We start from the raw sequence: 15,759 nt of genomic DNA, 5'->3' as shown, positions 1-15,759 counted from the left end.
CGTCTAGCGTTTCTCCGAGATCCCCGAAGACTCCGCGATCGTCCCGTCCGTGAGCGCCTCGAGCCCCGGGCCGACGACGGCGACGAGGAGGTCGGCGAGCACGTCGGCCGGCTCGGCGTGGGGGGCGCCGGCGCGGGCGGCCTCGGGGTCGGTCAGCCACCAGTCGGCGAGGCCCTCGGCCGCGCCGACGAGCGTGTGCGCGTATGGCAGCGCGACACGGCGCGGGACGGCGAGCCCGCCCGCCATGAGGTCGGCGGCCTGCTCGACGATCCGCCGGCGCAGGCTGTCGACCTCGCCGGCGAAGGGCCCCGTCGACGCCTGCCGGTAGAGCACCGTCCACCCCGCGCGCTGGGTGGTCAGGGCGTGGAAGAACGCGCGCAGGGCCCGGCGGACGCGCACGAGCGGGATCTCGTCGGGCTCGCCCGCCGCGGTCTCCACCGAGCGCAGGAGCCGCTCGGCCTCGCGGCGCAGGCAGGCCGCGAAGAGCTCGTCCTTGCTGCCCCCGTGCGCGTAGACCAGGGGCTTGCTGACCCCGGCCCGCGCGGCGACGGCGTCCATCGAGGCGCCGTGGAAGCCTTCCTCGGAGAACACGGCGACCGCGGCGTCGAGCACCTGGCGGCGCCGGACCTCGGGCGAGAGCCGCTGCCGGCCCGTGCGCGACGTCTCCGCGGTCACGCTTGCGCCCTATCTACCGACGCGTAAAGTACGCCGCGTTGGCGGGACCGCCAGTACCGGACACCACGACGGAGTGAGCCCGTGCCCGAGAAGATCGACGTCAACGAGCTGGGGCGCACCGTCGACCCGAAGTCGTTGTCCGAGGACCAGCTGGTCGGCGCCCTGCGCGCCGGCCTGGCCGACGGCGGGGGCAAGGACATCGATCCCTCCCTCTTCGCGCGTCTGGTCAAGAGCACCGGCAAGGGCCAGCTCGAGGCCGTCATGTCCTCCGACGTCCGCCGCCCCGTGCTCGACGCCATCTTCGGGCGGATGGCGGAGTTCTACTCCTCGAAGGGTTCCAGTGCGAAGCGCCAGGTCGTGCACTGGCACGTCACCGGCGCGCCGTCCGGCGGGAGCGACGACTTCCAGACCGTCATGCAGCACGGCGCCTGCGAGGTCTCCGAGGAGCTCTCCGAGGAACCCCGCACCGAGCTCACGATGGACGGCGTGCAGTTCCTCAAGGTCGTCACGAACAACGCCTCTCCGGTCACGCTGTTCATGACCCGCAAGCTCAAGGTCGCCGGCGACGTCGGGTTCGCCACGGCCCTGCAGAAGATGTTCACCATCCCCTCGGCGTGACGGGAGCACCCGCGATGACCTTCTCCATGGAGCTCTCCGAGGACCACACCGACCTCCGCGACTGGGCCCACGGGTTCGCCGCCGACGTCATCCGCCCGGCCGCGGCCGAGTGGGACGAGCGCGAGGAGACGCCGTGGCCGGTCCTGCAGGAGGCCGCGAAGATCGAGCTGTACAACTTCGAGACCCTCGCCAGCTTCTGGGGCGACGAGACGGGCCTGAGCCTGCCGATCGTCAACGAGGAGCTGTTCTGGGGTGACGGCGGCATCGGGATGGCGATCTTCGGGACCACGCTCGCCGTCGCCGGCATCTTCTCCTCGGGCACGCCCGAACAGATGGTCGAGTGGATCCCGCAGTGCTACGGCGACGTCGACGACGTGAAGGTGGCGGCCTTCTGCTCGTCGGAGCCCGAGTCCGGGTCGGACGTCTCGGCCATGCGCACCAAGGCCGTCTACGACGAGGCGAAGGACGAGTGGACGCTCTCGGGCGCCAAGGCCTGGGCGACCAACGGCGGCATCGCGAACATCCACGTCGTGCAGGCCGTCGTCAACCCGTCGCTGGGCTCGCGCGGCCAGGCCGCCTTCGTGGTGCCCCCGAGCACGCCGGGGCTCGAGACGGCCAAGAAGATCAAGAAGATGGGGCTGCGCGCCTCGCACACCGCGGACGTCTTCCTCGACGACGTGAAGGTCCCGGGCTCCTGCCTGCTCGGCGGCAAGGAGAAGCTCGACGAACGCCTCGCCCGGGCTCGCGAGGGGCAGAAGTCGAAGGGCTCGTCAGCGATGCAGACCTTCGAGCTCTCCCGCCCGACGGTGGGCTCGCAGGCCATCGGTATCGCCCGCGCGGCCTACGAGTACGCCCTGGACTACGCGAAGGAGCGGGTCACCTTCGGGCGCCCGATCATCGACAACCAGTCGATCGCGTTCACGCTCGCGGACATGAAGACCGAGATCGACGCCGCCCGCATGCTCGTGTGGCGCGCGGCGTGGATGGGTCGCAACGGCGTGGCGTTCGAGGCCGGCGAGGGCTCGATGTCGAAGCTCAAGGCCGGCCGCGTCGCGGTCTGGGCCACCGAGCGCGCGATCCAGATTCTCGGCGGCGCCGGCTACTCCCGCGAGCACCCCGTGGAGCGGATGCACCGCGACTCGAAGATCTACGACATCTTCGAGGGCACCGAGCAGATCCAGCAGCTCGTCATCGCCCGCGCCATCAGCGGCCGGCACATCGCCTGACCCGGTTCGGCGGCATCGGCGCTGGTCAGGAGGGCTGTTCTCGTGACCGGCGCCGATGTGCGTCGAGGCCAGGCGTGGCCCTCGATGTCCGGTCGTCGTCGGCGTCTTCATGATCAGGCCGTCCTCAGGCCGTCGGAGGAGTTGGCGCCTCCCCCGAGCACCGCGTCCACGGCCTGGCGAGCCCGGGCGTGGCTCGACGGCACCAGGTGGGTGTACGTCCGGAGCGTGAAGCCGGGGTCGGCGTGGCCGAGGTACTCGGCGACCTCCTTGATGGAGACGCCGCCGGCCAGGAGCGTCGAGGCGTAGAAGTGGCGCAGGGCGTGCATGCCGTCGGTCCGCGGTGCGTAGACAAGTCCGGTCGCCCGGAACGCTCCGCGCCACATCACCTTGTTGAAGTGATCGCCCGAGTGCGGCTCGCCCCGCTCGTTCGAGAGCAGCAGCTCGACCTCGACGGTGCGCCCTCCAGGCTCCAGCCACGGCAGCCGGACCCGCGTCGGCGGGAAGGACCGGCGGTGCATCGCCACGGCGGCGCGGACCTCGTCGGGCAGCGGGACGGTGCGGGACTTGCCTCCCTTGGGCGGGGCGAAGACCAGCTGACCGCGGATGATCCGCAGTTGCCGAACGACGTGGAGGACAGCCTCGGCGGTGTCGAGGTCGCCGGCCGACAGCCCGAGCACCTCGCCCTGACGCAGGCCGAGCCCGGCCCCGACGTCAGCCGCTAGACGCCACCGCTCGGCCAAACCCTCCTGCACCGCTCGGACTCGTTCCACCGGCCACGGAACGACGCGGTGAGTCGACCGTCGCGGCCTCTTGATGCTTCGTGCCTGACAGGGGTTGTCACGAATGAGCTTGTCCTCGACCGCGGCGTTCATGATCGAAGAGAGCGTGTCGAAGAGGACCGCTCGATACGTCCCGTCGAGCCGCCGCTCCTCCAGCCACGCTAGCCAGTCGCGCACGCGAGCCGGCCCGATGGCGTCGACCGGGCGGCGGTCGAAGAACGGGTAGAGCTGGCTGCGCAGCCGGCTCTCGATCGACTGCCGTGAGGACGCGTCGCTGGACTGCCCCTTGACCCAGCTCTCCGCGTACTCGCGGAAGGGCACTTTGCCGGCGTCGGGGTCGAGGTAGGTCCCCGCACGGACGCCGGACTCCATCTCCCCGAGGAAGTCCTCCGCCGCCTTCTTGCGTCGGTCGGGGAACGACTTGGACCGCTCCCGGCCCTCGGGGTCGACGTAGCGGACCTTGTAGCGGAGCCCGGTGCCGTGCAGGTCAGTGCGTTCTCGCTGGGGCTTGCCGGTGAGCTCGTCCCGCACGGTGCGGAACCAACGGTCTTGTACGTGGCCCACGAGCGATCACGCCGCTTCCGGCTGGGTCGCCCAGGCCCGGACCTGTTCAGGTGCGTACCGCAGGTGGCGACCGATCTTGCGTACCGGCGGACCCTCGCCGCGCCACTTCCACTGGTAGAGCGTCTTCACGGGGATGCCCAGGTACGCCGAGACGTCGTCGACCGACCAGAGGCCCTCGGTCACGTTGGCCGTCACGCCGCTTCTCCTTGATCACGAGTTGCCGAGCTGATGTCGGTCTTGGCCTGGTCGTACTGGTCTCGCCATCGCCGTCGTTGGGCGATGGACCGGAGGAGGAGTTGGAGCCGGTCGGGCTGGTCGCGGTCACGGGGGCCGATGAGTTGCCAGTCGTAGCGGGCGAGGTCGCCGTCGTCGGTGACGTGCTCGGTGGTAGCGCCGACGGCGCCGAGGACCTTGAGGACGTGGTCGCGGCGTTCGCCGCGGTGCTCGGTCAACGTCTTGCCGGACCACTTGCGGGAGACGAGGCAGCGCCGGCCGCCGTAGCCGAGGTGCTCGCGCTTGTGGGCCTTGGCGCGGCACTGGCCAGGCACCATCCCCGGCTTCGGGTTCTCCGGGGTGACGCCGTGCAGGAGCCAGTTCGGGCAGGACTCCGAGCACGGCTCCCAGCGCAGGGCCTCGACCAGGCGGTTCATGTGCGCCGCGGCCGCGGGAGTCTCCGGCTCGGCGGTCTCGCCGAGGCTCTTGGTCAGGTACTTCGTCAGGTACCGGATGGCCTTGTCGGACTTCTCCGTGCCGGACAGGACGCCCTGGATGTCGACCTGGGTGCCGAACTCGATGACGTGCGCCGGAGCGGCGTCCGGGTCGTCGTCGACCGCGTCGAGCGCTGCCTCCCAGCTGGGTAACGGGGTGCCGGTGTCGGGGTCGACGTAGCAGGCCGGGCCGCGGGTCTCGTCCCACAGCGGGGCGTGGTCCTCGGTGTAGAGCGGCTGATCGTGGTTCGGCCACCACACCTGGTGGTAGGTCGCCGCGACGACCTGGCGGATGAGCTTGCGAGGGATGGTGCCGCGGATCGCGGCGTGCAGGTGCGGTGCGCCGCGGCGCTGGGGTTCGACAGCGGCGAAGTACTGGACGTTCCACCCGACCGCGCGGCGCAGGTTCTGAACGAAGCGGTCGAACAACTCCCCGAGGTGGATCGCGTCCCGGGCAGCGCGCCGATAGTCGTAGCGGGTCGGGTCCTTGGGGGCGCCGTCCTGAGCGCGGACCGGCCCGTAGGAGGGCAGGGTCAGGGTGACGAACGTCGAGGGCCGGTAGGTGCGCCCGTTGGGGGCCTCGAACACCCGACCCGTGGTCGTGGCCCGCACCGGGAACCGGGGCAGGTCCGGGACGTCCTGACGGCGCTTCGTCGAGCGGGCACGACGTTTCGGCTTGTCCTCCCCGCGGGCGCGGGAGTCGGCACCGCGGACGCCCTCGGCGCGGAGCATCTCGTCGGTCTGCTCGATGGCCGCCTCAACGTCGAGGACGCGGGCCATCTCGCCGGCCTCGAGGGCGTCGGCGTGGTCCTGCTCGAGGTCGGCGCGCTCCCCGAGCAGCGCCCGCTGCCGCACCGTGGGCTCCTCGGTGGGTGTCTCGGGTTCGGTGTCGAGGTGCCAGCCCTGCTGGGCCTGCCACATCCGCAGCCGCCGGGCCCGGTCGGCGCACGGCCCACACACCGAGGCGCGGGTAGCGCCGCACGGGATCGGGACCACCGTCGTGGCGCCGGTCTCCCGGTCGATCCGGCGGACCGCGAGCGGGCGGATACAGGCTCCGACCTGTTCGGCTGATGTCTTGGCGACCTCCCGCATCACCGGGCCGGTGAGCTTCCCTACCGGCACCGGCCCGGCCTCTTGCTCGTCCTGCTCGGCGGTCATCAGGACGCCTCCCGCTCGCTCTTGGACTTGCGGGGGCGCCGCTGCTGGTCGGGCAGGTCGACGACCTCGGGCAGGACTTCGAGGGTCGGGCAGGGGAAGGTCTGGGCGAGCCAGCGCAATTGGTCGTCGTCGACGTAGGCGGCGCGAACCTTGGTGACCACAGTGGAGCCGTCCTCGACGAGGTAGCCGACACCCGGCGCGCTCATGGGGATGCGGTCGCACAGCGCCCCGCGCTCGCGGGCGCCCTCGCCGAGCACCATTGGCACTTCGGTTTTCTCGGCCAGTCGGAGCCCGATGCGGGTGGTGAACAGGTTGCGGACCTCCAGCACGTCCTTACGGGGGTCCTGGACGCACCCGACGACCGAGACCCCGGGGGCGCGGCCCTTGGTCAGCAGCCGCCCGAGGGCCTGCTTGGCGCGTTCCTTGAGCCCGCGGTCGCCGATGTAGGCGGTCAGGGAGGCGATTTCGTCGACCAGGACCACGTAGAACGGCTCCTCGACGGTGGGTTCGTGCTGGCGGGTCACGCCGGCCATGGAGCGGGCGCGGTCGGCGACGAGCTCGGCGGCGGCTTCCAGGGCGCGGACCATGTCCTCCTCGGTCTCGCAGGCGAGCAGGTGGAACAGGTCGCGGTAGAGGCCGAACTCCATGCCGCCCTTGGGGTCGATCCCGATGAGCCGCACGGTGCCGGCGTGGATCGCGGGGGCGAGCTGCACGAGCAGCGAGGCGACCACCGAGGACTTGCCCGCGCCGGTGGCGCCCGCGACGAGCAGGTGGCGGCCGAGCAGTCGCAGCAGCCACGGCTCGCCGTCCTCGCGACGGCCGAGGTGCAGCTTGGTGAGGTCGGGTGGTCGGTCGGCGTCGGGCCCCTTCGGTGGGGCGGTGGGGTCGAGCAGGGTGTCCGAGCAGATGACGCGCAGCCACACGCAGCCCCGGAACCGCTCGTGCGGGAGGACCCGAACCTCCAGGGCGCGGAACTCGGAGCGGATCGCTTCGGTGGCGGCTTCGAGGTCCTCGGGGGTGATGCCGGGGCAGAGCTGCACGGTGAGCAGGTCGGCGTAGCGCCCGAGGCGGCAGTAGAGCAGGCGTGGGACGCGGACGATGTGGTGGGCGTCGCGGGACTGGACCTCGGCGGCGGCCATGAGGTCGGCCCAGTTCCACCGGTAGCGGATGCGGCGGGCGAAGCGGTGGCAGCGGGAGGCGACGCAGCGCTCCCAGGAGTCCGGGTGCGCAGGCGACCAGACGACGAGCGCGACCGTGACGAGGGCGATGAGGGCGAGGCCGCCGCCACGGCCCTGCGTGGTCCAGACCAGCGCGACGAGCGCGGCGGCGGCCAGCAGGACCGGGACGTAGAGCAGCAGCCAGCCGGCCATGATCGCGCCCCAGACGGCGACGACGACGAAGCGTCCGGCGGCGACCAGGCCGCGGTGGCGCAGGCGGCCGGCGAAGGTGCGCGAAGGTTCGATGAGGGTGGGCTGGACGTTGGCGCGGCGGCGGATGGTGGCGCCGCGCCCGACGCTGCGTCCGATGGGCATGGTGTTCAGTCCTTCCGGGTCCGGCGAGCCCGCGTCACGGGGCGGCCGGTGGTGGTGTGGTGGCGGTCGTGATCGGGCGAGAGGTCGTCGCCGGTGGGGCGGCGTCGGCGCCCGGGCAGTGCCGCGAGGGGGAACAGGGCCTGCTGCGCGGCGTGCTCCCTGCAGCGCGGAGGTCGATTGGCAGGGGCGGCGTCGAGCCGGGCCGCGCAGACCTCACAGCGCGGCCCAGCAGCGGTGCAGTTCATGCGACCGCTCCTGACGTGTCGGTGTGGTCGTCGTCGGTGGCGAACGCGTGGGCCCGGAGGTCGGTGTAGAGCCGGTTGCGGTCGCCGGCGGAGAGGCCGCCGTAGATGCCGTAGCGCGCGGAGGGGGACTCGCGGCTCATCGCGTCGGCGAGACAGGTGGTGCGCACCGGGCAGCCGGCGCATACCGCCTTGGCCTGCTCGACCAGTTCCGTTCCGTCGCCGCCGGTCTCGGCGACCGGGAAGAACAGGTCCTCGCTCATGCCGGCGCAGGCGGCGTGCTCGTGCCAGTCGGGGATGGGGTCGCCGTCGAGCACGAGGTCCCGGACCAGCAGGCGGAGCCGTTCCCGGGTCAGCCGGCGCGCGGTGCGGGTCGATGTCGCCGCGGTGATCGTCTTGCGGCCGTGGCTGGTGGTGCTCATGCCGCACCGCCGATCGCCTGCTGCGCGACGGGCGGAACCCAGCGGGCGGCGTGCTCGACGAACACCCCGAGGGCCGCGTGCAGCGAGCGGGCCGCTTCCAGCTCCTCGGTGGTGACCTCGTCGAGGCGCCGCGCGGTCAGGGTGAGCACCACCCGGTGCTCGCTGGTCACGTCGAGGATCGGGGGCATGTCGTCGGGGAGGTAGACCTCGGCGCGCCCGACCGGGGTGAGCCGGACCGACACCCCGGGCATCAGGCCGCCGCCTCGGTGCCGGTGGAGCCGTGCTGGCCGCCGCTCTTGCGTCGGCTGTCGCCGCCGGGGGCGTGCATGCCGCGGGCGCGCAGGCTGAACGCGAGCTTCGGTCGCACGCCGTTGGTGTCGAGGTAGGGCGTGACCTCCAGGCCCTCGAACTCGACCGGGCGGAACGGCAGCCCGGGCAGTGCCTCGGGCGGCACGGGCTGGACCTCGGCGGCGATCTTGACGTTGACCGAGCGCTCGTTCTTGCGGGCCTCGGGGTCCGGGTCGTGGACCCCGACCTCCCACACGAGCAGGCCGTTGTCCTTGTCGACGGCCTGGACGAACTTGTCGCGGGTGGATCGGTCGTAGTCGGGGACGGGCTCGGCGCCGTCGGTGGTCAGGAACGCGCCGTGGGGGAAGACGTCCCCCATCGAGACCTTGATTCGCCTCTTGATAGCCACGGTTCTGGCTCTCCTTCGTCGTGTCGTTCGCCCCGTGGTGGGGCAGGTCCGACACTTCGCGGGAGGACCGTTTCGTCACGACGGCGTGGCTGTCGCGTCCCGAACTTCTCTGTCCAATGTTGTTGCGTCTGTGTCTCGTCTGCGCCTACTGTGAGATCTTCGGCGGCGAGAGCAAGGGGCGGCATGGGGCAGCCGGTGATGTTGAAAGACCTGCTCCGCTCGCGGCACTGGCAGAGCTACAGCAGCTTCAACCGCGAGTACGACCGCGCCGCGAAGACCATTGACGACAAGCTCGTCGGGACCGGCCCGAGCCGCGCCCAGCTCCATCGCTGGCAGGCCGGCGACCTCAAGGGCATGCCCTATCCGCATCACTGCCAGGTGCTGGAAGTGATGTTCCCGGGTGTTCCGGCCACCGCGATGTTCGAGCCAGCTGCCCGCAGTGACGACGACGGCGGAGCGGTGCGTCTGTCCGAGGTCGTGGAACGCAGCCTGGATGCGTCGTCGGAGACGACGGGCTGGTCAGCGCCGGTCCCGACCCAGCGACCAACCCCGAGCGTCGGGTTCCCGCGACCGGTCAGCGACCACAAGGAACCCGAGGGGTCTCCGGCGTCCCTGGCGCGCTCGCTGCGCCTGCTGGGGCGGCGTCTGCGCCTGTCGGACGAGGAGGTCTCCCAGCTGGCGCAGCTTGCCGGGATGCCGGTCGATCTCGAGTTGGAGTGCACCGTCGACATCGACGCCGAGGGCTGGTCGACGATCACCTACCGGTTCGAGCTGCTCAACCTCACGGCGAACCCGATCAAGCGGATGCACCGGGAGCAGTGGTTCGAGACCACCGACGGGCCGCTGCGTATCGAGCCTGACCCCAGCGCCGACCGCAAGATGTCGATCCAGCGGATTCACGACACCGCGAACATGAGCAAGTTCGCGCTCGTGTGTTCGCCGGCCATCGAACCCGGCGAGATCGGGACGCTGGCCTATTCGGTGCGCGGCGGCCGGTTCACCCATGACCACTTCTGGCGTCAGGCCAGTCCGCGCCATTCGCGGCACTTCACGCTCAACATTCGCCACCACGGGGTGGACATGCTCGTCGGGTGCAGCGCGGTGGAGGACAAGGTCGACGGCTCGCAGGTCTCCGCGATCGACGACCTGGTCTGCGACGACGAGGACGGCAGCGCGTTCATGACCGTCACCCGGGACTATCTCCAGCCCGGCGAGGCCGTCACCGTCCGGTGGGAGGTCGCCCGTGGCGATGCGTGACGCCCTCGAACACGTTGTCCGCGCATGGGACACGCACGAGTCCCGCACCGGCGGGGGCGCGATCGTCGACTACGACTGCGCCCCGCCCGCTGAGCCTGTGGCGCCGGCCTCGGATCGCTTCGCTGTCCTCGACCAGCTCGAGGACCTCCGCGCGGACGCCTCGCCCGGGCCGGTCGCCGACGCGATCGAGGCGCACCGCGCCTACCTGAGCTGCCTGCTCGGTGAGCACCCCGACCTGAACACCTACATCGCTGCCACCCAGGGCTGCGCCCCCCGCGGCTGGACCCGCGAGTACGTCGAGCATCGCGGCGACCTTGCCCGGGAGGCCCTCGCCGACCTGGGTGTCACGTGGGGGCCCAACACCCGCGACGACCTCAACGCCCTCAGCGAGGACGTACCCGCCGACGAGGCCGGCGACGTCATCCGCGGCTACGCCGACAAGCACGAAGCCACGATCCGCGACCTCACCGGCGCCACCGCCGAGTTCACCCTGACGGTCGAGAGCGTCGACATCGACGCCTACTGGTCCTACTGGCTCGACGGCGCCGGCCACGACGCCCGTCTGCGGATCAACACCCGCCGGGCCGCGTTCACCCAGCTCGACGCTTACCGATTCGCGCTCCACGAGGTCCTCGGACACGCGCTGCAGTACTCCAACCTCGCCGGGGTCGCCGAGACCAGCGACGTAGACTGGCCGCGTCTGCTCGCCGTCCACGCCCCGCACCAGGTCCTGTTCGAAGGACTCGCCCAGGTCCTCCCCCTCGCGGCCGCGCCGATCGACCCGGCCGTGATCGCGCGGACCCGGCTGGACCACTACACCCAACTCGTCAGCGCCGACCTCCACCGCGGCATCAACGCCGGCGACAGCGCCCGAGCCTGCTGGGATGTCGCCCGCTCGCAGGTGCCGTTCTGGACCGGTGGCGACGTCGCCAGCCTCCTGCGGGACCGCACACTCGATCCGCAGCTCCGCTCCTACCTGTGGGCCTACCCGGCCGGGATCGATTGGTTCATGAACCTCCACGAAGCCGGCGGTAGCCTGCTCGCGGAGGTGTTGCGTGACGGCTATCAGCGACCGCTTGGCCCGGGCGAGCTCGAACGGCGATGGCCCACCGGACCACGGGTCGGCGGGAACGCCTGAACTGTTCGTGTACGGCACCCTCGCCCTCGACGACGTCGTCCGGACCTTGATCGATCGCGTCCCGGTTCACGTCGAGACCAGCGCTCCCGGCTGGCGCGCCGCACGACTCCCCGAACTCCCCTACCCCGGCCTCGTCGCCGACAAGTCGGCCGACGCACCAGGCCGGGTCTACACCGACCTCAGCGACGCCGAATGGGGCGTGCTCGACGCCTTCGAGGACCCAACCTACGTCGTGGCCCCACTCGCGGTGAGCCACGGGCGAACGGCCCTCGCGTACGTCTGGCCCAACGGCTCGCTGCCCAGCACGTGGACCACGACCAGTCTCGACCGAGACGGCCTCGACGCCTACCTCCAGCGTTGTCGCGCATGGCGAGCCCGCTTCGAGCAGCACCGGACCTGAGGTGTCGGTGCGCGCCGCTACGGTTCGATCACGCTTAACCGAGCTGCTAGCGATGAGCGACTGGGGTACAGGTGGGCCGCGATTTCAAGGTCAACAAGCAGGGGATTCGTCGACACGTGCGCGCGATCGGGAAGGAGTACGAGAAGCAGTGGCAACGCTACGGACCGGCCCTTCCCATCGAGGGCGACGAACCCGTATGGGCTTCTGGACCCGGTGTGCCTCGATCCGACGAACCTGACCCCGGCAGCCGCATAGCCCGCATTCGGCGAGCTTTCCTCCTCTGGTTCGCGGGTCACGACGAGGAGCACCCCGGCTGGCAGAAATTCCTCGACGAATGTCCTGAGGTGGACGGGGTCGCCGTCAGCGATAGCGAGCGCGACGAAGCCGTCCAACGGCTGTTGGACGACGAGTTGCTGGGCGGACCGGGCAGTCGTCAGCAGCGTTGGCCCGTACTCCTCAAACTCACGGCCGAAGGACGTCTTTGTGTGCAGGACTTCGGCGGAGACACCGTCGCCTGGGCCAGCCGCTATCGCCGAGGAGGCAGCATCTACAACGACAACCGCGACCAGCGTGTCTACGCGCAGGGCGCCAGCGGTCAGGTCGCGGCCCACTCACCTGGCGCCCATCAGGAGCAACACCAGTCGATCTTCAATGTGGACATCCACGCTCTTCGCAGTGCCGCTCGCTTCCTGTTGGCGAACCTGGAGGACCTTGAGACCGAGGGCTTCACTCCCGACTCGGTCGAAGAGGTGCGGGCAGCGGCCCAGAACGTCGTCAGCGAGGCCAGCGAAGACGAGCCGGAACAGTCTCGTCTGAGAGGTCTAGCCGAGAAAATCAACACGGTGCTGCTGACGCACCCTATGACTGCCGGTGTCGCGAGCGGCGGGACCAGCGGAACCGCGTCAGCGCTCCTTGCCGCGGCGCTGAACCCGCCGCAGCACTAGCAGCCGAAGCCGCTAGCCGTTGCGGCACATGGGACCTGCGCTCAAGGCCGCGCGGCCACGACGACGACGGACCCGACTTCGTCGGGAGGTCTGTCGGCCCCGGAGCGTCACACGGGCTGACTCCCGATCAAGAGTGCTGCGCATCGCTCCGCGACGGACTCCGTCCGCTCTTGACCGCGAGCCTCCACGCCCTTGTCTATGCGCTCCAAGCGTGGCCGGGGGCAGCGCCCCGCCACCCCGACCGGGGCCGACAGCCCTGCGGGCTGTGCGCTTGGAGGCCGATCATGCAGCGATGGCTGAATCATCCGCCATGCCGAATAGCGGTGGGCTAGGAAACGCAAGGAGCTGAATCCTCAGGAGTTGGCTGGCACTCGTCCGGCACACCCGGGTACACGGGCTGCTCTTCTTCTTGCTCCTGTTCGGGCGGCCGCTCTTGCTCTTGTCTCTGTTCCTGAGGTTGTGCTGGCGTTCGCTCTCTTCGTTCATCCTGCGTGTCCGCTCGGGGCTCTTCGGGCGAAGGCCGGCTCGGGCGCTCAGGATTCCCTCTCGAGCACCCGTGACCCCGTAGGTCGATCTCGTCCAGCGTGCCGGTATCGCCATAGGCACGCGCCGTGGTCGCTCCTCGAGGAATTTGGCGATAGTCACCGTCAGGACGCGGTCCAGCGAGTCCCGCAATCGCAGTAGGCCTGCCGTCTACAACTGCCTCCACGAACGTTGAGCCGTAGTTCGCCGTGAATACTCTTACGACAAGCCGCCCTGGTTCACAATCCAAGTACGCAGTTGAACCTGGATGATTCAGCCGACTCTCGGCGACACGTCGCGCCGCTTGCCTGGCAATATCGGTGTACTCTTTGTGGGTATCCACCCAATTGCCTGCCCCCGGTCCCTGGCATATGATGTCCCGTGAGTTGCAGTACGTCCATAGCTGCGCCGATCCAGGTGGCGGCGATGGATCGCAGGCTACGCCCGCCATCCATGGAGCTGCTGGGTTCCTAAAGAGACCTTTCTGGGTCGGATTATACGTGCCGCCGGGCCTGACACGGGCGTTATCGGCGACGTCGAGTCGTCTAGACGAAGTAGCTTCCCAGCATGGGTCGCCAAAGAAGACGATATCGGTAACCTTGTAACCGCCAAGGCTGCCAAACGAGTTCCGGATGACGTGGGCACCTTGCGAATACCCAACGAGGATGATCCTCGTCGACTGCCGGCAGCGCTCGGGAACGGCACTCCGAATCCCTTCGAGCAGTCCTGCTACTCCAAGATTCACACTCCCCATGTAGCCTCTAGTGTCGACTGGGATGCCCTCGGCAATATCGGGCACCATACTATTCAATGGCCTGTAAGTTGCAGGATAGCGACTGGTGTTAATGTCCCCTTGATTCACGCCGCCTGAGCGTAAGAGTTCTTGCTCGAAGGCGGCGCCGGGCTCACCGGCACTCCCGTATTGACCGTCGTTAGTCCCGCGTACGATCTGTACCGAGAACGCAGGACAAGGTGACTGTGGTGACGCGGAGGCTGGTGGAGGTGGCATCGAGCCCGTGTTGCTCACTCGCGCGAGTGCGACGCCGCCGACTACAGCGAGCGCAAGAGCGGCGACACCAGCTACTTTGGCCGCTGTAGAGCCAAGCACACGGAGCCCCATGGCGATCTCCACTGATTACCGAGCACCCGACTCAGCTACGCAACGTAGTATCACGCAACGCCTGTGGCAAGGGCTGCGACCCGTTAGGCGCAACGCCTATAACTAAGAGTGCTAGTCGCTACGGGGGTCCGACAGGTGCCGCTCGCTCGCCGACGGGACCGCAACCTGATGCCGTGTGTATCCCGTCCGGGAGTCTCGGGAGCGACGCCATTCACACCTGGGTTGACCCGACAGAAGAGCCCGAATAGCCAAGCGTCCTAGTGTCCTGGGTGCACTCGAGTTGCCGAATAGACCTCTCATCAGTCAAGGCGGCGCCTCCGGCGCCGCGCCGGCCACGGCCCTTCGGGCCCTGGCCTCCCACTCCGTTCCGGCGGGCCCGGGGCCTAGCCGGCTCAGCAAGAGTCGAGCCTAGACGGTGAAAGGCCCACTCTAGTTCGGTGAGCCCGTTCCAGTTCCTTCTTCGCCTCCGGCCGCGTAGAGCGACGGAAGGTCATGCGCGACATCGCGTGGACCCACGTTGGAGAAGCCATCAGTCTCAGCCTGGAGCCAGCGCTGAACGCCGAACTCGACGTGCTCGACATCCCTTGCCGATATCACGCGCGCGCCATGCTCGTCAGCGGACGCCATCTGGATTGGAGGTGCAACACCCCAGGACGATACGGAGCATACGGCTGCCACCACACGGTATGCCAGAAGAAACGCTTGCTCCGCAGACAAGTGTTCATAAAAGTAGTGCGCTAGTGTTGCTTGACTGGCGGCGGCAAATTCGTGACCAGCTCCGATCGCCACGAATGTCCTGCTCGAGCATTCAACCGGCGCAAGATCGCTCGGAAGGTGGACGAGCGAAGGCCCTTTTCTAGTCCATCCGGCCAAGAGAGCTTCAGATGAGTGGTGGTGCAGGTCCGACGCTGATCCGCCTGGCTCCAGAGATGGAAGCTGGTACGCATCGGAGATGACAGGACGCAATTTGTGCGCCAGCTTTTCAGGTGTAGCCCTGCTCCGGCCGTCGGAGTCGTACTTCTCTACGAACCGGCTCGCCTCTTGGATGACGTAACGCGAGCCGGACATAGCCCAAACTATCGGGTGATTCGACATTGCTTTGGCTTTGTCGACTCGGCTAGCAACGGTGCCCGAAGACCCCATGCTGTCGCTCGCGATGACAACACCTCGGGAGTAAACGATTCCTACGGCGACTGTCAACTGCGGCCGTTCCAGATCGAGTTTTCCGCAAAAGATGGGTACGCGTCGTAGACCTCACGCAGCAGACTGCTGAACCCCTTATTGGTGACGTACGAACGCACGCGGGCGATGAATGCAGCCTCCCCCTCCGATAATTGGCCCAGTAGTGAAGTTGCGACAGCCTCGCCAGCCTCCGTCAACTCGTACTCACCATAGCGAGAACCGGACGCATACGATAGGCGCAGCCACTTCAACTGGATAAGCTGCTGGAGATCGTCGTTGAGCTCTACGCAGTAAGGGCCCCAGTGGTAAGGCTCGTAATTATACAAGGGCTTCCAGGTCGGGCTTCCGCGCTGCACCAACAAGAATATGGCTTTCTGCATCCTGATTCTGTCGAAGTGGTGCGATCCATCAGTTCGAGCCATCGAAGTCGATGAGATCAAGATTGGTAAGGCCCACCTCTGCCATGCGACGTGGGTGGACCTCAGACTCTGATCGTCAGTCACGAGGTCTTGCGGCGCCGTGCGGCCTCGCCGTCGCTCGGTCCCTCAGGCTTGCTACGACGAGACGAGGCAGAGA

The 15,759-nt window shown here is 68.8% G+C and carries 16 protein-coding genes; 6 read left to right on the top strand and 10 right to left on the bottom strand.

All coding sequences use genetic code 11. The features are described from left to right. Window positions 1-3: 3 nt before the first annotated feature. Window positions 4-675 carry a TetR/AcrR family transcriptional regulator gene (locus WCD41_RS21040; RefSeq protein WP_337716002.1) on the bottom strand — a complete coding sequence of 224 codons (672 nt, stop codon included), beginning with the start codon at window positions 673-675 and terminating at the stop codon, window positions 4-6. A gap of 81 nt (window positions 676-756) precedes the next feature. Here WCD41_RS21040 and WCD41_RS21035 point away from each other — a divergent pair, with 81 nt between their 5' ends. Beyond that, entirely contained in the window at window positions 757-1,293 is a 537-nt protein-coding gene (locus tag WCD41_RS21035) for an SCP2 sterol-binding domain-containing protein (protein ID WP_337716000.1), read from the top strand. Beyond that, a complete protein-coding gene (locus WCD41_RS21030; protein ID WP_337715998.1) occupies window positions 1,290-2,519 on the top strand; it encodes an acyl-CoA dehydrogenase family protein in 1,230 nt (409 codons plus the stop codon). The genes WCD41_RS21035 and WCD41_RS21030 overlap by 4 nt, the downstream gene beginning before the upstream one ends. A 113-nt stretch (window positions 2,520-2,632) precedes the next feature. On the opposite strand, the gene WCD41_RS21025 is transcribed toward WCD41_RS21030, so the two are convergent. From WCD41_RS21025 to WCD41_RS20995, 7 genes are all read right to left on the bottom strand, one after another. After that, window positions 2,633-3,829 carry a tyrosine-type recombinase/integrase gene (locus WCD41_RS21025; RefSeq protein WP_337715996.1) on the bottom strand — a complete coding sequence of 399 codons (1,197 nt, stop codon included), beginning with the start codon at window positions 3,827-3,829 and terminating at the stop codon, window positions 2,633-2,635. Window positions 3,830-3,868: 39 nt separating this feature from the next. Beyond that, a complete protein-coding gene (locus WCD41_RS21020; protein ID WP_337715994.1) occupies window positions 3,869-4,057 on the bottom strand; it encodes a helix-turn-helix domain-containing protein in 189 nt (62 codons plus the stop codon). Further along, a complete protein-coding gene (locus WCD41_RS21015) occupies window positions 4,054-5,727 on the bottom strand; it encodes a replication initiator (RefSeq protein ID WP_337715992.1) in 1,674 nt (557 codons plus the stop codon). The genes WCD41_RS21020 and WCD41_RS21015 overlap by 4 nt, the downstream gene beginning before the upstream one ends. After that, entirely contained in the window at window positions 5,727-7,259 is a 1,533-nt protein-coding gene (locus WCD41_RS21010) for an FtsK/SpoIIIE domain-containing protein (protein ID WP_337715990.1), read from the bottom strand. Before WCD41_RS21010 ends, WCD41_RS21015 begins: the two co-directional genes overlap by 1 nt. Before the next feature lie 241 nt (window positions 7,260-7,500). Next, window positions 7,501-7,923 carry a WhiB family transcriptional regulator gene (locus WCD41_RS21005; RefSeq protein WP_337715988.1) on the bottom strand — a complete coding sequence of 141 codons (423 nt, stop codon included), beginning with the start codon at window positions 7,921-7,923 and terminating at the stop codon, window positions 7,501-7,503. Further along, window positions 7,920-8,174, bottom strand: coding sequence for a hypothetical protein (locus WCD41_RS21000; RefSeq protein ID WP_337715986.1), 255 nt, complete (start codon window positions 8,172-8,174; stop codon window positions 7,920-7,922). Before WCD41_RS21000 ends, WCD41_RS21005 begins: the two co-directional genes overlap by 4 nt. Then, the gene (locus WCD41_RS20995; RefSeq protein ID WP_337715984.1) at window positions 8,174-8,590 is read right to left on the bottom strand and encodes a plasmid replication, integration and excision activator; all 417 of its coding nucleotides are present in this window, start codon (window positions 8,588-8,590) and stop codon (window positions 8,174-8,176) included. Before WCD41_RS20995 ends, WCD41_RS21000 begins: the two co-directional genes overlap by 1 nt. A gap of 213 nt (window positions 8,591-8,803) precedes the next feature. On the opposite strand from WCD41_RS20995, the gene WCD41_RS20990 reads away from it, so the two are divergent. From WCD41_RS20990 to WCD41_RS20975, 4 genes are all read left to right on the top strand, one after another. Continuing rightward, window positions 8,804-9,877 (top strand): hypothetical protein, encoded by a 1,074-nt coding sequence (locus tag WCD41_RS20990; RefSeq protein WP_337715982.1) that lies wholly within the window; start codon window positions 8,804-8,806, stop codon window positions 9,875-9,877. Further along, window positions 9,864-11,015, top strand: coding sequence for a hypothetical protein (locus WCD41_RS20985; protein WP_337715980.1), 1,152 nt, complete (start codon window positions 9,864-9,866; stop codon window positions 11,013-11,015). The genes WCD41_RS20990 and WCD41_RS20985 overlap by 14 nt, the downstream gene beginning before the upstream one ends. Before the next feature lie 7 nt (window positions 11,016-11,022). Continuing rightward, on the top strand, window positions 11,023-11,415 hold the full coding sequence (locus WCD41_RS20980) for a gamma-glutamylcyclotransferase family protein (protein ID WP_337715978.1): 393 nt from the start codon (window positions 11,023-11,025) through the stop codon (window positions 11,413-11,415). A 71-nt stretch (window positions 11,416-11,486) separates the two neighbouring features. Beyond that, window positions 11,487-12,359 (top strand): hypothetical protein, encoded by an 873-nt coding sequence (locus WCD41_RS20975; RefSeq protein ID WP_337715976.1) that lies wholly within the window; start codon window positions 11,487-11,489, stop codon window positions 12,357-12,359. 328 nt (window positions 12,360-12,687) lie between these two features. Here WCD41_RS20975 and WCD41_RS31165 read toward each other — a convergent pair whose 3' ends face one another. Together WCD41_RS31165 and WCD41_RS31160 are read right to left on the bottom strand one after the other, a co-directional pair. After that, window positions 12,688-13,890 (bottom strand): cutinase family protein, encoded by a 1,203-nt coding sequence (locus WCD41_RS31165; protein ID WP_373695172.1) that lies wholly within the window; start codon window positions 13,888-13,890, stop codon window positions 12,688-12,690. A 540-nt stretch (window positions 13,891-14,430) separates the two neighbouring features. Then, window positions 14,431-15,201 carry an Ntn hydrolase family protein gene (locus WCD41_RS31160; protein WP_373695166.1) on the bottom strand — a complete coding sequence of 257 codons (771 nt, stop codon included), beginning with the start codon at window positions 15,199-15,201 and terminating at the stop codon, window positions 14,431-14,433. Between the last annotated feature and the right edge of the window lie 558 nt (window positions 15,202-15,759).

Origin of the sequence: Actinomycetospora aeridis, from assembly GCF_037400275.1 — a bacterium.
GTDB lineage: Bacteria > Actinomycetota > Actinomycetes > Mycobacteriales > Pseudonocardiaceae > Actinomycetospora > Actinomycetospora aeridis.
This window is presented reverse-complemented; position numbering and strand designations above follow the sequence as displayed.